We start from the raw sequence: 15,034 nt of genomic DNA, 5'->3' as shown, positions 1-15,034 counted from the left end.
GCTTTTTTCCGTATCGCTCTCATTACCAACTTCATATCCCTAATTCTTATTAGGGATTTTCTTTTCTTTATCTTTAACTTATTTATTAGAAAGTATTTTCTTTAATTTTTTTTAAAATAAACAGAAAATAAAAAGTGAAATTAAATAATAAAAAATAAAATTGTTTGTTCGCTTTATATGAATACTTACCTCACGGGAGCAATTATTTTCTGTTGCATCTTGCTATCAACGTGCATGGTAACAGTGTTCGTTTTAACTATTAGCTTGTTACACAGGCTGAATAAGATAGTTAAAAATATCAGTAAGATCACGACGATTTTAAATTTTGAAGCTAAGATCCTAGCGCCTTTATTGTTAGGGAAAAAGCTGATTTTCGGTTGGTTACGCAAACGCAACAAGCATTTACCAAAAGATATTGAAGATTTCATCAGTGAGGGAAGTAAAAGCAACTGGATGGGAAAGATCTGCCGAGGAGCAAAGTGGGCAGCTGTTGCCATGCTCGTTTGGTGCATGTTCCGCAAAAAAGATTAATCTGTCTTAGGGGGAAGAAGGTATGTTTAGAAATCACAAGCACAATAAGAAAACTTGTAAGCGTTGGCGTTGGCTCAGAGGTGTAATCTTCGGAGGGTTTATCGCGACATTGCTTACCTGTTTATTCACTCCGAAAAGTGGTGTGCAGTTAAGAAAGAAACTCTCAAGAGTAAAAACCTCAGGAACAAAAAAAGGCAAAACCCTGTTTAAACATTCTAAAGAACATACGAAAGCCTTTGCACAACAAACAAAAGCCTTAGCGAAAAATCTCACTAAAGAAATCAAGGATTTCACAAAGGCAATGATCGAAGAAACGAAAGATTAATTTCTCTTTGTCCATCCCCCCTATAGCCTCTAAAGAGAATGCTCTCAGTATCTTTAGAGGCATATTCTCAAGACAGTTAAAAAAAATACAATAGACTTTAACTATTCCGTACTGATTAACGTACGCTTGGATCAATTTTTTATTTCCGTGTATTTATTTTATTCTTCTATGTAAGTTAGATCTCTTACTCTAGACTGCGAAACGACTAGGATTCTGAAACATGAAGCAGACGTTCTTTTGGAAATGCATATTTCTTTCTTCACTCGCACAAGTTACTCAGTTATCAGCTACAGAAGTAGTTCTTCCTTTATCTGGAATACACACAGGTGAAGATCCTGAATTATTTACGATGTTAACGACATCGCCTCAAGGAACCCACTACACACTACGTGGTGAGTTTACTCTGAAAGATTTTCTAGGTCTCAGTATCCATAAACCTGGAGGAGCCTTCCGAAACTTAGAAGGAAATCTGACATTTACAGGGAGCTCTCCCTTAGCTGTATTAAACTTCACGAATTTACAACTAGGGAGTCAGGGTGCTGGTGTATTTTCTAAATCCCTTCTTAACTTCGAAAATTTAAAAACCATACGCGTGCAAAACAATCAAAGTACCGGAGGAGTGATTGCTTCTAGGCAAGATATGTTTTTCACCAAAAACACACAACTCCTCTTTGAAAACAATGTGAGCTATGGTCCTGGAGGGGCGATCCTCCTTACAGGAACTCAACCAAACCGCGTAGTGTTTAGTGAGCAACGTGGAGTGATTTCCTTTATCAATAACCAAGCAGAAGTAGTGAAAAATATCTCCCATTCAGGAAATGGTGGGGCTATCAGTAGCGAAGTCGCTGGATCTGCTATTCTCTTCGATGGAAATCAGGAGATTCTCTTTCAGAAGAACCAGGCAAAATTTGGTGGTGGAATTTACAACTCCCAAGGATCTGTAGAGTTTAGTAAGAATAGAAATACAATTACCTTCACAGAAAATCAAGCTTTAGAATCTGGGGGCGCTATTTATGCGAATCTGTGCAGTATAAATAAACAATCTGCTCCGATGTGCTTCAGAAAAAATCATGCTAACCACCTTGGCGGTGCTATTCATTCCCATCAGACGATCGTGAAAAATAATGACGCTGCTATTCTCTTTAGCCAAAACTCCGCAGAAGGAGGTGGGGCTATAACTGCGATAAGTTGTCACCTTATAGCTTCCCAACCCATTATCTTTTCTGAAAATTCTGCAGGGAATCTTGGAGGTGGTGCTATTTATTTAAGTGGGCCGCAACCTCAACTCTATTTACATGCACAAGCAGGAGACATTATATTTACAGGCAATGTTGCTAAGATATCTACCAAGCACTCTTCAGTCATAAATAATAATGCGATTACGATCAAAGGTTCCCCTGAAAACATTCGGCTCATTGCCAACGAAAACCAATCCATTATTTTCTATGATCCGTTTCTTGCGACGTCACAAAGCTCACATCCTATAAATATCAACTCCGTGGATAATATTTTTCACTGTGGTTCTGTGATTTTCTCTGGAGAGAAACTCCCTCTAGATCGCCAAGATAAAACGAATAAGACGTCTATCTTTAACCAACCTGTCTATCTGCATAATGGGACTCTGTCCATTACAGGTGGTGCTATTCTTGCTGTTCAGGAATTCAAGCAATTCGGTGGAGTATTAAATCTTAGCCCTGGATCGATGTTAACAAGTTACAACAGTTCAGGCAAAGATGTCGTCATTTCCAACATTAGTTTTGGTTTAGATGCTGCCCACTCGCATCTTCCTGCTGAGATCCGCTCAGGAAATTCCGAAATCAAACTATCGGGATCTCCGCAAATTCATGATCCTGACAATATATTCTATGACAACCATAGTTTGGCATCCCAGCCCTACCAGATGGAAATCATTTTCAAATCTGACAAAAACATTCATACGGAGAAATTTGTCCCTGAAGAAATCGCCGTGCAACAAAATACCTATGGCTATCAAGGGGTATGGAAATTTAACTGGTCTGAAGAAGATTCAAAAAGACACAAAACATTAAGAGCATTATGGATCCCTACCGGGACGTTCGTGTTAAATCCCGAAAAGGAAGGTTCTTTGGTTCCATCTTCTGTATGGTCAACATTTACAGGGATGCGTGCTTCCAACGATGCTGTTCTGGATAACTACCTAAATAATAATACGCTGCTTCCCATAAAGCATATCTGTATTTTCGGTGGTATTGTCTCTAGTATTATGGAGCAAAGTACTGATAACTATAAGAACTTCTCTACGACACAAGCGGGTCATAATCTTGGGATTAAGCTCCCATTTTCTCCAAATACTGTTGTTTGTGCTACATTTTCGCAACTCCACGGTTCCAGTTCTCAAAATAACATTCCGGGGAAAAGTCATTCGCACATGTTGATGGGTACGGTGGCAGCTTTTAAAAACTGGAAAGCATTATCGTTTCGTTCTTCTGTAAGCTATGCGGAAGAGTCTCATGTTATGAAACATCGGTTTTCTAAAAAGGATATCACCCGTGGGTCGTGGAAAAACCAAGGAGTTCGGGGCAGTGTAGGTTTATCTTATGCCTACCCTAAGGGAATTCGCTGTCTTAAAATCACACCTTTTGTCAATCTTGAATATACTACAATTAACCAAAATCCTTTCATAGAAACAGGATACGATCCTCGGTATTTTGCTTCTTCACGGTTGAATAACCTTGCTCTTCCTACAGGGGTCTCTCTAGAACTACGTTTATTCGGAGCCAAATATTCCCTTCTATCAGAATTTAGCATGGCCTATATTAAGGACTTATTCAGAGAAGATCCTTTAACTACAGCTTCATTAATCCTGAATCAGCATTCTTGGAAAGTTGGCAGTGTCTTTATGGGACAAGAAGCACTCAACCTGAAATTCCGCACCACCTTCAAATGTAAACTGGCTAGGGCATATTTAGGAATCTCAACCATGCAACGCGAAGGGAACACCTTCTCTGGCGACGCTTTTGGTGGTATATCTCTAAATTTTTAATTTTTCCTTGACTATGAACGTTGTCAGAGATTACGAATAGCATGCGTCAAGGTATTATAGATGAGCTCTTGTCTCCCTAAAGCTCATTTCTAATATCTTGATCTTTCTTGCTCTCTTTTATTATCCCTTGCCTAATTTGCCTTTCTGATTTATCTAACACATATCTAGACAGTGAATATTCGCAGTAGGTTTTTGTTCTATGAAGTGGCTATCAGCTACAGCTGTTTTTGCTGCCGTACTCCCCTCGATTACAGTATTTAGTGAACCTCTTTCGAAAGAATTAAACTCCAGCTACAGAGGATCGGGATTAAGTGCTTCGGATTCTTCATCAAAGAATTTCACGCAGCAAACAAAAGATGACAGCGGAACAACATACACCATCACTGGGGACGTCTCTTTCACAAATTTCACGAATATTCCTGAAGCTAAATCGACTCGAGTAGTAGAACCTGCTCCTACTCCTCCTCCTTCTCCTGCTCCTGATACACAGAGTAGTGCCAACTCAAGCAAACAAAAGAGCGAGAGTAAGCTAAGCACTTCAATAGGATATGAGAGTGCTTTTACACAACCTCAAGAACAGTTGTATCATAGCCCAGATGACCAGAATGTTACATCATTTGCTTCGCATGTGTTAGATGGGGATCAGGGAATTTTCGATATAGGGAAATTCACAGATGAAAAACCTAACTCTCTAGGTTTCTCATTATCTTCAGCATCTTCTCCTGCCGTTACTACCTCCACAACAGATGCGTCTACTTCTACTCCTGCTCCTAAAGGCGGGGGTGCGTTTTACAATGACAAAACTGGTCCTATAACATTCATTACACATGCAGGAAACCCAGGATCCTTATCCTGCACCCTGATTAGAATGACAGGACAAGGTGGAGCTATATACTCCAAAGGTCCTATATCTTTTGATGGCTTAGAAAACCTTACATTCCAGGATGATCTATCCCAACAAGCGGGTGGTGCTTTATTTACCGACTCCACACTGACAATTAGGAATATCCTTAACTCTATTGCATTTACAAATAACGCGGCTCGCGTTCCTATTCCTCTGATTCCTGTTCTACCACAACCAGCAGCTGAATCTGGAATTGGCGGTTTAGTTCCTCCTAAATTCAAGGAAACGCATCTCTTCCCTAGATACTTCTCTCAAGAAGCAGCAGTAAAAGAGGAAGGAACTCAAACACCTACATTCCCCACCTACACGACAGAAACTGCAGGGAATGGAGGTGCCATTTTTGCTAAAGGCGCTATTGTCATCTCTACTTACAAAGATATGACTTTCCGAGGAAACTCTGCAGAATTTCCTCTGATTATTGATGTAATTAAAGAAAAAATTGATGCGCAGAAAAAAGCAGCAGCATTACCCTCAGCTTCTGAAAGGGTTCAAGCCTCTGCACAGGTGGCTAAACAGCAACCACAAGAAGCTCCTCCTGTGATTAAAGGCTCTGGAGGCGCCATTTTTGGCTTGGATACCATTACCATTCGTGATGGCTCTGAAGACACCCTCTTTATATTAAATACTGCTACCGGAGCTGGAGGTGCCATTTATGGAGATAAGGACATCTCCCTAAATAACATTGCGAACTTAAGGTTCCAAAGCAACTCCGCAGATACGCGAGGCGGAGCAATTTATTCAAAAGGGAATCTTACAATACAAGATTCCACCATACTCACACAATTTAATGCGAACAACGGGAAAACAGGTGGTGGAGCTATCTATTCCCTAGGGGACGTAACCCTAACTAACCTTTCTCAAGTCCGTTTTGGTGTTAACAAGGCTGGAAACTACGATCTCAAAATTACTATTCCAGATACAGAAGCATCCGCTGCCCAAGCACTGCCTTCCTCAGTAGCAAAACAATCAGCTCCCGTACCTATCGTACCTCCTTTAGGGAAAGGCGGCGGTGTCTACGTCGAGAAAGCTCTCACAGTTTCTAATATTACTTCTATTTTAGAGTTTATCAATAACCAAGCCACAGATCATGGTGGAGGTGTGTACGTCAAAGGAGCGTTAAATTGTAGCAATTCTCATAGAATACAATTTACCACAAACACCTCAAAGGAATCTGGGGGTGGGCTGTATTGCGAAAGCGATGTGACCTTTACCAACCTCACAGGAAAAACACTCTTTCAAGGCAACACAGCCGAAGAAAATGGTGGGGGTATCTGTCTAGCTGACCAAAAATCTCTAAACTTATCCAACCTAGAGAACTTTTGTTTAGTGGACAATACCACCAAAAAAAGTGGTGGTGGAGCATACATTCCTAAAGCACTTTCCTTTACCTTCTCTAATCCGGATACTGTCTCTTCTACAACACCCGGTATAGTTCCTGTCTTTGGAAGTGCTGTGATCACTGGCAACACAGCCACAGAAAATGGTGGCGGTGTATACACAGCTCAAGCTTCATTAACTAACCTTAAATCAATCGATATCGGTCAAAACTCTGCTAAAAATGGAGCTGGACTGTGCACCACAAACATTCCATCAGTAGTTGCTGCAGGAATAGCAGCACAATCTGCTGAAGATTTAGACTTTAAGGTTGATTATGTCGTTACAGCCAATGTAACAAAAAACACTGCTACAGAAAGTGGTGGGGGCGTTTATGGGGGAAAAGGAAAGATCTCTCGTCTAGACCACCTAAATATTACTGGAAACTCTGCAGGAAAATCCGGTGGTGGGCTGTATTTCACAGAAACACTGACTCTTGAAGGTATAGAAATTTCAAATATTTCAGATAATACTGCCAAAGAATCCGGTGGAGCTATCTATGCCAAAGCACTTACCTGCACTAACTTCCCTGATGGACTAACTGTAAGCAATAACAAAGCGCAAGTTACCTCAACTACTAGATCAGAACAACGAGCATCCAGTGTTCCTACTGCTATCACAGGTGGAGCTTTCTATGCTGAAACGTTGACCATAGAAAAGTTGCACGGAAGTTGTGCCTTCTCTGGGAACAAAGTCATTGATGATAACAAAACAGCAAGTCCTGAAGATCCTGCTGATCCTAATATTCAAGGTGGGGCCATCTATGCTAAGACGAGCTTCACACTTAAAAATAGCTCAGGTAGTTTAACCTTCTCAGGAAACTCGGCAACAACAAAACGATCTACTACAACAGGACAAATAGCCGGTGGAGCGATTTATTCTCCTAAAGTAATAATTCAAAATTGTTCACAACCCATAAGCTTTGTAGGCAATTCTGCTTTATGCACTCCAGCAGAACAGCCTGCTGACGAAGGTCTTGCAAAGACTGGCACGCCAAAGGCAACCTTTGGTGGAGCCATTGCAGGAACAACCAGCATTACATTTACAGGGAACCAAGCACTATTTTTCAAAGAGAACTCTGCAGATAACGGCTCAGCTATTGGTTGTAAAAACGGTTCCAATGGCACAGTAACGTTCTCTGACCCTGTGTTCTGCTCCTTTGAAGGGAATATAGCGAAAAACCGTGGGACTATCTACGCAGATACGTTATCTATTCCTCAAGGATACATGAACTTCTCGAACAATAACTCTGCGAACGACGGTAGTGCAATTTACTTCACAAAAAAGGCAGACATCACAGCAGCGGCTTCTATTCTGTTCCTAGATAACAAGGTCACTCTAGCTCAAACTCCCACGCTACAACGCTCTCAGATTAAAAACCTAGGTGCAGCGATCTATGGGGAAGGAAATGGCAGCTCTGACGCTATATTAAATCTTACGGCCCTAGGCGGTAGCATTACATTTAAAAATAACCAATGCGCACCTAATGGCGAAAAATCCAATCTATCTTTTTGCAGTATTACAGGAAAAGTTAAACTCACTCTTAACGCTGCTGCAAATCAATCGATTAATTTCTATGATGCTGTAAGAACTCAAACAGTTAACTCTTCTGGTAATAACTACGAAACTCTGGATATTAATAAAACATCAAATGGAGATAATCCTCCCAAGTACACAGGAACGGTATTATTTTCTTCAGAATACCATGAGAATAAATCGGTCATTCCCCAAAAGGTTGTCTTACATGACGGGACCTTAATCTTAGGGAAAAATACAGAGTTAAATGTGGTGTCCTTCGATCAAAAAGCTGGATCTTCACTTGTGATGGGACCAGGAGCGGTACTTTCTACTCAGCAAAAGACTGGAGGATCGGGGGCAACTGGAGGCATAGCGATCAACAACCTCACTATTGATTTTAGTAATATTGTCTCAGAAGATGGAACAGCCACCCCTCCTGCGTTAAAATTAGGTGTAACTCCTGCAGCGGCAGCAGCAGGACCTAGAGCTCGTATGGCAAAGAATGACTTGCTACCACGAGCAGATGTACCCGATCCAGATGTAACTAAAGAAAAAGTCTATTTAACAGGCACAATTACTCTTATCGACCCTGCGGGAACTTTTTACCAAAATCCTTACTTAAGCGAAGATCGTCAGATTGAGTTACTTAAGCTCCCAGATAGTAGCAAAGTGGATATCTCTGACTTAACTCTAGAAGGAGATACCAAACCTCTAAAAGGGTATATTGGCTCTTGGACACTAGGAGCAGGCGATCAAAACGGAACGCTCAAAGCCAATTGGAAGTTTGAGGAGTACCGCCGCTGGATCTACATCCCTAGAGACAACTACTTCTACGTGAACTCTATCCTAGGTTCTCAAAACTCCCTCGTTGCTGTAAAGCAGGGTATTGTGAACAACATGCTGAATAATGCACGTTTTGATGATGCAGCTTACAATAACCTTTGGTTATGTGGTATAGGCTCGTTCTTGCAAAAAGAACAAGGAGAAGAATCCAGATCCTTCTCCTATCATAGCCGAGGGTATTCATTGGCTATCGATGCTAAACCACGCCCTGAGTTTATCCTTGGAGCCTCGTTTAGCCAGGTGTTCGGTCACTCGCAATCAGAAAAAGCTGTAGATAATTACAAGCATAAAGGTTCTGACCACTCCTTCCAAGGGACATTATACACTGGAAAATCTTTCTATTTGCCTTATAGACGTACGCAATCCCCTCAACCTATATTGCTGCAAGGGGTCATGACCTATGGCTATATGAAGCATGATACAACTACCTATTACCCATCCATTCATGAGCGCAATCTTGGAAATTGGGAAGATCTTGGTTGGTTGTTTGATATCCGTATGATTCTCGACTTAAAAGAGCCTTCACAAAACTCTACAACAAGATTTTCTTTCTACTCTGAAGCAGAGTACACAGGAGTACGTCAAAAGCAATTTACAGAGCTGGACTATGATCCTAGAACATTCGACTCCTTCGCTTATAGAAATCTTTCTATACCTTTAGGTTTCGTGTTTGAAGGTGCATTAATGCAATATGATATTCTTATGTATAACAAATTATCCCTTGCTTATGTACCTGTGATTTACAGAAACAAGCCTAAATGTAATTACAGAGTGAACTCTACAGGACAAACTGGGCAAGTGTGTGGTGTCATTCCAACCAGAAACACTGGAAGAGCGGAATATAGCTCACAACTCTATCTTGGCTCTTACTGGACGTTATATGGTACATACACTGTAGAAGCAGGCATGTCTTCATTAGTCCAGATGGCCAACTGCGGTGCACGTATGATATTCTAAGTCACCAGCTCAAAGAAAGCGCGCTTTTTGTAGAGAACATGTTGTGTAATTGAGAATCTAGATCGAGGTTCTACAATTACACAACTCAACAAGACTCAGTTCTCTATTTGATGTAGCGTTTATCGATCGTAGTATTGACGCATCCTACTAAAGTCAGAAGCACACAACTCGTCAAGGAGATAAGCCTTAAACAATCCGGGGCCTTCACAGCACTCACGAGCCAGCATGCCGCACAGAGTGAAGTATTTTATACCTAATTTCGTGGCTTCAAAAGAATCGTCTATGACCGATCTGAACGCAGCGAGTACTTCGGTTAAAGAACATCCCATGCCCACAACATAAGACATGAACGGATCGCCAAGTTCTACAGTTGTATGACGCTGCCCGTCAGTAATAAAATCTATAGCTCCGGAAACAGCAATAGCGCAACCGCACAAACATTCTTTCGCTAGAGCGATGGCCTCATCTTTAGCGTCTTGGATAGAGTGAGTAGAGTCTACACCACGTGTTTTCATCGTGACATCCCCGAAAGAAAGGATCTCACTAGCATTTCCTCGAACGATTGTCGCGTGGGTCAGTAAGTGATGAGACACCTCTGTTCTAATCTTTGTAGCTACTGCAGCCACAGGATCAAAAATCATAGGTTTATTTTGTCTTACAGCCAGGTCTACAGTTCTGTACGCTCGTTGAATAAATAAATGATCGAGAGTGCCGATGTTAATATACACGGCCGAACTCAACTCTATTAACTCTTCCAACTCTAAATCGGACACGCTCATAATAGGCGACGCTCCGATGGCTAGAAAACAGTTCGCTAGGAAATCCATAGAAACGTAATTCGTAATGTTTAAAATTACGGGCCTTTCCTTTCTTAAGCGTTGCAACGCTTCTTGCATGCGTTCTAGCATCTCAGTCCTCGATCAACAATTTCCCGTAGGGCTTTCGTTACTGAGCTAGGGTTTTGTGCGCTATGGAATACTCCTATAGCTGCTATACCTGCAGCGCCAGCGTCAATGACTTTAGATGCGTTGCTTTCGTTAATACCACCGATAGCGACAATAGGATGCTCACAAAGAGAAACCGCTTGTTCTAAACCAGAGAAACCCCAAAGATTCGTTGCATCGGGTTTATTCTGCGTAGCAAACATGGCACGCAATCCCAAATAATCAATAGGCAGAGTATTCGCATTGAGCAGTTGATCCAGGGTATTGACATTCCACCCGATGATTTTATCAGAACCTAGAAGCTCCCTAGCCTCGATAACATCACCGTCTGTCTGTCCTAAGTGGACACCTGTAGCATCCAAATCTAAACACGCCGACACGCTGTCACTGACAATTAAAGGTATCTCCAAAGGATCTAAAATAGACTTTAATGCTTCTCCAAAACCCAACAACTCTCTGTATGAAAGTTCCTTTTCATGCAATTGTACCGAGGTCACTCCAGATTGTACACAAGCACAAACGAAATCGAGATACTCCTCTACCGAAATCTGTTGTTTATTGGTGATGAGAATCAGTTTGAAAAAGTTTTCTTCCAAAGGTTTTCCCCCTACATATGCACACGTTTACGCAAGAGAGAAGAGGTTATGAACTATCCCTAAAGAAAACCCTTAAGAACAAAAATGAACGCAACTCTCTTGGCAAGTATTAACTCGAGCAGGTTCTAAGAACTTTTTTCATCTAAACAGCAAAGATGCATACGTTTAGAGGTTCTAGAGAATTAAAAAATTAGGATAAGTTAAAGTAAATATCCTTGTTATACAAGAATAAAAAATACGTAGGGACATTTCTCAACTTTTATTTTTACTTAACAAATTGATGTGGTTCAGGGGAAAAACAAGCTTTCGGCAAACTGGCGGAGAGAGTGGGATTCGAACCCACGGTACGCGTTAACGCACACACGCTTTCCAAGCGTGCTCCTTAAGCCACTCGGACATCTCTCCAGAAAGCCAGATTAAGGATATTCTGTAGCAATAGCTCGCTTCGAAGATATCTCAATATATCCATTTTTATCAAGATTCGTCTGAATACAAGGGATTTTAAAAAAATCAACCAAGCGACTTTGAATTCACTCTTTATTAAAATTACTGGTCAATAGGATAATGATCGAATTCATTAATCTAACTAAATCATGTATAGAATATTCCTCTTTCTTTTGTTCTTCTTTTCTTGTTCTCCTATCTTTGGAGACTCTAAATCAGAAGAAAAACACGTACTTGTGAGTATAGCCCCGTATAAATTTTTAGTTGAACAGATAGCAGGGAACACCTGCAAGGTATGTTCTATAGTGACCAATAACTATGATCCGCATACCTATGAGTTATCCCCTAGGCACATGGAAAAAATTGTGCGTGCGCAACTATGGTTTCGTATGGGAGAAAATTTTGAGAAGTCTTGTGAAAAAAATATTTCCTGCCCTCAAGTAGATCTGACAAAAAATATTGAAATCATTTCTGAGCATACAGGATGTACTCACCAATTTCACAGCTTCGATACCCATACTTGGCTAAGCCCGAAAAATCTAAAAATACAAGTCATGGCGATCACAGAAGCTCTCTGTCTACATTTCCCGGAGCACACCGCACTATATCGAAGTAACGGAACCAAGCTACTCGAAACCTTAGAAAACTTAGATGTAGAAATTCAAGAAATCACAGCAGCTGCTAAGCAGCGGCATATTTTAGTTGCACACGGAGCTTTTGCTTATTTCTGTAGGGATTACAACTTTTTCCAACACGTCGTTGAGAAAAGTAACCACATGGAGCCCTCACCTAAAGATGTTGTCCGTGCTGCTCAGAGTATTCGCAAGCATGGAATTTCCTCTATGATTTTACTCCGTCATGCTGGGAAGCGCAGTAGTGCTATGCTAGCAGAACGCTTTCATATGGCTACAGTAAGCTTAGATCCGTATGAAGAAAACGTGATAAATAATCTAAAAACTATAGCAACAACTTTTGCTAATTTATGACAGTACAAATACTCGTTAAGGATCTTTCATTTCGCTATAGCCCGAAAAGCTCTTGGATTATCAATAACGTGTCCTTCACAGTTCATGAAGGGGACTTTGTTGGCATTATAGGCCCGAACGGTGGGGGGAAAACAACCCTAGCCCTACTGTTGTTAGGCTTATTGCAACCTACTACAGGAACATTAAACACATTTCCTTCATGTGCAAAAAAATCTGAGCTTACCATTGGATGGGTTCCGCAGCACTTCTCTTATGATTTTTCTTTTCCTATTTCTGTAAAAGAGGTGGTTCTTTCTGGAAGGTTATCTTTTCTACGTTGGCATGGGAAATATTCGAAACACGATCATGCACTTGCTGAACAAGCTCTCGAAACTGTGGATCTTTTACATCACAAAGATACGTGTTTTTCTCATCTATCTGGAGGGCAAATACAGAGGGTACTGTTAGCTAGAGCTCTGTCCTCACAACCTAAACTCCTTATTCTAGACGAACCCACAGCAAATATAGATCCAGAAAACCAACAACGCATTCTACAAATTCTCAAGGAGCTGAATACTCAATGTACTATCCTCATGATCACTCATGATTTGCATCATACAACCAGTAATTTCAATAAAGTATTTTACATGAGCAGAACTTTAACAACGCTAACGAATATGCCAACAATACCCCAAGAGTTCTGTTGTGACTCCTTCGAAAAAAAGGCTGATCTATGATTTCTTTTTTTAATCATATCCTACCTTCTCTACTTTTTCCTTCTTTACTGGCGGCTTTAGGAGCCTCCATTGCTGGCGGTGTTGTAGGAACATACATCGTAGTCAAACGTATTGTTTCCATTAGTGGCAGTATCTCCCACTCTATTTTAGGAGGGATTGGCCTTACCCTATGGATTCAGTACCGATTGCATATTGAGTTTCCCCCTATGTATGGTGCCATTATCGGAGCGATTATCCTCGCACTCTGTATTGGGAAAATCCATCTCAAATATCAAGAAAGAGAAGACGCTCTTATTGCCATGATTTGGTCTGTAGGTATGGCTATTGGTATTATCTTCATTTCGCAACTTCCTGCTTTTAACTCAGAATTAGTCAATTTCCTTTTTGGCAATATTCTTTGGGTAACCACCCAAGATCTCTTTAGACTAGGAATTTTAGACGTTATTGTTCTTACAATTGTAGTACTCTGCCACACCCGTTTTCTTTCTTTATGTTTCGATGAGAAATATATGATGCTTAGCCGGTATTCTGTACAAACGTGGTACTTCCTGCTGCTTATCCTAGCAGCAATTACTATCGTCATGTTGATTTACATTATGGGCGTAATTTTAATGCTAAGCATGCTAGTTCTGCCTATATCGATAGCTTGCAGGTTTTCCTATAAAATGATCCAGATTATGATGATTTCTGTTCTCTTGAACATCTTATGCTCATTTTCCGGGATTATGATTGCCTATGCTTTAGATTTCCCTGCAGGACCAACAATTGCGATCTTGATGGGGATGGTTTACACGGCGAGTTTATTTGTGAAAAGACTATTTAGTAAGTCGACTCCCTCTCCAGTAAGTCCGGATACTAATACAAACTGCTCAGAGGGAAAGAGTTTTTGAAAACTTTCTAGACGTTCTTGCCTTTCATCGGGAAGGAGATCATCAATCTTGTTTAAAGCTATGATCCTATTTTTATCTGCGAGATCGGCTCTATAATGTACAAGCTCATCCATAAGAATACGTAGGTCTTCTTCTGGGGAGGATCGCTCACATCCGCAAATATCAATAACAAACAACAATAATCTGGTACGTTCAATGTGTCTCAAGAAATCGAGCCCTAAGCCACGATTTTGGTGAGCGCCCTCTATGATCCCAGGAATATCTGCTATAATCCAGGGTTTCTGGTAGAGTTTTTCCTGGCAGGGAACCAGCCCCAATACAGGCTGAAGTGTAGTGAATGGATAAGCGCCTACCTTGACTTCGGTTCTTGCAAGAGTGTTGAATAATGTAGATTTTCCTGCATTAGGGAAGCCCACAAGGCCAATGTCGGCGATAAGCTTGAGCTCGAGTTCAACCTGGCGGATTTCTCCAGGCTTACCGGGAGTTGCTTTCGTAGGAGCACGGTTTGTGGACGTTTTGAAAAACGTATTCCCCTTACCTCCTTTACCTCCACGACAAACAACTAAACGCTCTCCACTTTTAGCAAAGTCGTGTAGAATTTCTTTAGTTTCTACATCTCTGAGTAAAGTTCCTTCGGGAACGATTAAGACGAGGTCTTTACCGTTCTTCCCAGAACGGTTATTTGTGGCTCCTGGTCGCCCGTCTTCAGCTTTTAAAAAGCGTATATTTCTATAGGATTCAAAAGAGTACACATGTGTAGCCGATTCTATAATGATAGATCCACCGACACCACCGTTACCGCCATAGGGACCGCCTTTTGGCAGATATTTTTCCTTTCTCCAAGCGACAACACCGTTACCGCCTTTTCCAGCACGCAACTCTATGGTAATCTGATCTAAAAACATTGTGTATTTATCCCCTAAATCGCAGACGCTGTTAAAAATAGAAAAGCCCCATTTTATGCATCAGCAAAAAATAGAGCTT

The 15,034-nt window shown here is 41.0% G+C and carries 10 protein-coding genes and 1 tRNA gene; 7 read left to right on the top strand and 4 right to left on the bottom strand.

The window, feature by feature from the left end:
• Window positions 1-177 precede the first annotated feature (177 nt).
• From FI836_RS03790 to FI836_RS03775, 4 genes are all read left to right on the top strand, one after another.
• Window positions 178-531: a hypothetical protein gene (locus FI836_RS03790; RefSeq protein WP_013462607.1), complete on the top strand. Its 354-nt coding sequence runs from the start codon at window positions 178-180 to the stop codon at window positions 529-531.
• 22 nt (window positions 532-553) lie between these two features.
• The gene (locus tag FI836_RS03785; RefSeq protein ID WP_006342885.1) at window positions 554-856 is read left to right on the top strand and encodes a YtxH domain-containing protein; all 303 of its coding nucleotides are present in this window, start codon (window positions 554-556) and stop codon (window positions 854-856) included.
• Window positions 857-1,076: 220 nt separating this feature from the next.
• Window positions 1,077-3,878, top strand: coding sequence for a polymorphic outer membrane protein middle domain-containing protein (locus FI836_RS03780; RefSeq protein ID WP_014944473.1), 2,802 nt, complete (start codon window positions 1,077-1,079; stop codon window positions 3,876-3,878).
• A gap of 199 nt (window positions 3,879-4,077) precedes the next feature.
• On the top strand, window positions 4,078-9,474 hold the full coding sequence (locus FI836_RS03775) for a polymorphic outer membrane protein middle domain-containing protein (protein WP_014943698.1): 5,397 nt from the start codon (window positions 4,078-4,080) through the stop codon (window positions 9,472-9,474).
• A 119-nt stretch (window positions 9,475-9,593) separates the two neighbouring features.
• Here FI836_RS03775 and thiM read toward each other — a convergent pair whose 3' ends face one another.
• The 3 genes from thiM to FI836_RS03760 form a co-directional block, all read right to left on the bottom strand.
• Window positions 9,594-10,382, bottom strand: a complete 789-nt coding sequence (gene thiM, locus FI836_RS03770; RefSeq protein ID WP_014943697.1) for a hydroxyethylthiazole kinase — start codon at window positions 10,380-10,382, stop codon at window positions 9,594-9,596.
• Window positions 10,376-11,014, bottom strand: coding sequence for a thiamine phosphate synthase (thiE, locus tag FI836_RS03765; protein WP_014943696.1), 639 nt, complete (start codon window positions 11,012-11,014; stop codon window positions 10,376-10,378). The genes thiM and thiE overlap by 7 nt, the downstream gene beginning before the upstream one ends.
• Before the next feature lie 315 nt (window positions 11,015-11,329).
• Window positions 11,330-11,419, bottom strand: a tRNA-Ser gene (locus FI836_RS03760).
• Between the two features lie 188 nt (window positions 11,420-11,607).
• Between FI836_RS03760 and FI836_RS03755 the strand changes: the two genes are divergently transcribed.
• From FI836_RS03755 to FI836_RS03745, 3 genes are read left to right on the top strand one after another with little or no spacing between them, the layout of a single operon-like run.
• Window positions 11,608-12,444, top strand: a complete 837-nt coding sequence (locus FI836_RS03755; RefSeq protein ID WP_014943695.1) for a metal ABC transporter solute-binding protein, Zn/Mn family — start codon at window positions 11,608-11,610, stop codon at window positions 12,442-12,444.
• Window positions 12,441-13,160, top strand: coding sequence for a metal ABC transporter ATP-binding protein (locus tag FI836_RS03750; protein ID WP_006342879.1), 720 nt, complete (start codon window positions 12,441-12,443; stop codon window positions 13,158-13,160). Before FI836_RS03755 ends, FI836_RS03750 begins: the two co-directional genes overlap by 4 nt.
• Window positions 13,157-14,050: a metal ABC transporter permease gene (locus FI836_RS03745; protein ID WP_020351617.1), complete on the top strand. Its 894-nt coding sequence runs from the start codon at window positions 13,157-13,159 to the stop codon at window positions 14,048-14,050. Before FI836_RS03750 ends, FI836_RS03745 begins: the two co-directional genes overlap by 4 nt.
• Here FI836_RS03745 and obgE read toward each other — a convergent pair.
• Entirely contained in the window at window positions 13,948-14,955 is a 1,008-nt protein-coding gene (gene obgE / locus FI836_RS03740) for a GTPase ObgE (RefSeq protein WP_006342877.1), read from the bottom strand. The genes FI836_RS03745 and obgE overlap by 103 nt on opposite strands.
• Window positions 14,956-15,034: the final 79 nt, after the last annotated feature.

The sequence above is a fragment of the Chlamydophila parapsittaci genome (assembly GCF_006385615.1).
GTDB lineage: Bacteria > Chlamydiota > Chlamydiia > Chlamydiales > Chlamydiaceae > Chlamydia > Chlamydia psittaci.
This window is presented reverse-complemented; position numbering and strand designations above follow the sequence as displayed.

What these genes read in the sequence shown, in the direction of transcription:
- FI836_RS03780 (WP_014944473.1), top strand. Translation starts at nt 1,077, where the DNA reads ATGAAGCAGACGTTCTTTTGGAAATGCATATTTCTTTCTTCACTCGCA.
- FI836_RS03750 (WP_006342879.1), top strand. Translation starts at nt 12,441, where the DNA reads ATGACAGTACAAATACTCGTTAAGGATCTTTCATTTCGCTATAGCCCG.
- FI836_RS03785 (WP_006342885.1), top strand. Translation starts at nt 554, where the DNA reads ATGTTTAGAAATCACAAGCACAATAAGAAAACTTGTAAGCGTTGGCGT.
- FI836_RS03790 (WP_013462607.1), top strand. Translation starts at nt 178, where the DNA reads ATGAATACTTACCTCACGGGAGCAATTATTTTCTGTTGCATCTTGCTA.
- FI836_RS03745 (WP_020351617.1), top strand. Translation starts at nt 13,157, where the DNA reads ATGATTTCTTTTTTTAATCATATCCTACCTTCTCTACTTTTTCCTTCT.
- obgE (WP_006342877.1), bottom strand. Translation starts at nt 14,955, where the DNA reads ATGTTTTTAGATCAGATTACCATAGAGTTGCGTGCTGGAAAAGGCGGT.
- thiM (WP_014943697.1), bottom strand. Translation starts at nt 10,382, where the DNA reads ATGCTAGAACGCATGCAAGAAGCGTTGCAACGCTTAAGAAAGGAAAGG.
- FI836_RS03755 (WP_014943695.1), top strand. Translation starts at nt 11,608, where the DNA reads ATGTATAGAATATTCCTCTTTCTTTTGTTCTTCTTTTCTTGTTCTCCT.
- FI836_RS03775 (WP_014943698.1), top strand. Translation starts at nt 4,078, where the DNA reads ATGAAGTGGCTATCAGCTACAGCTGTTTTTGCTGCCGTACTCCCCTCG.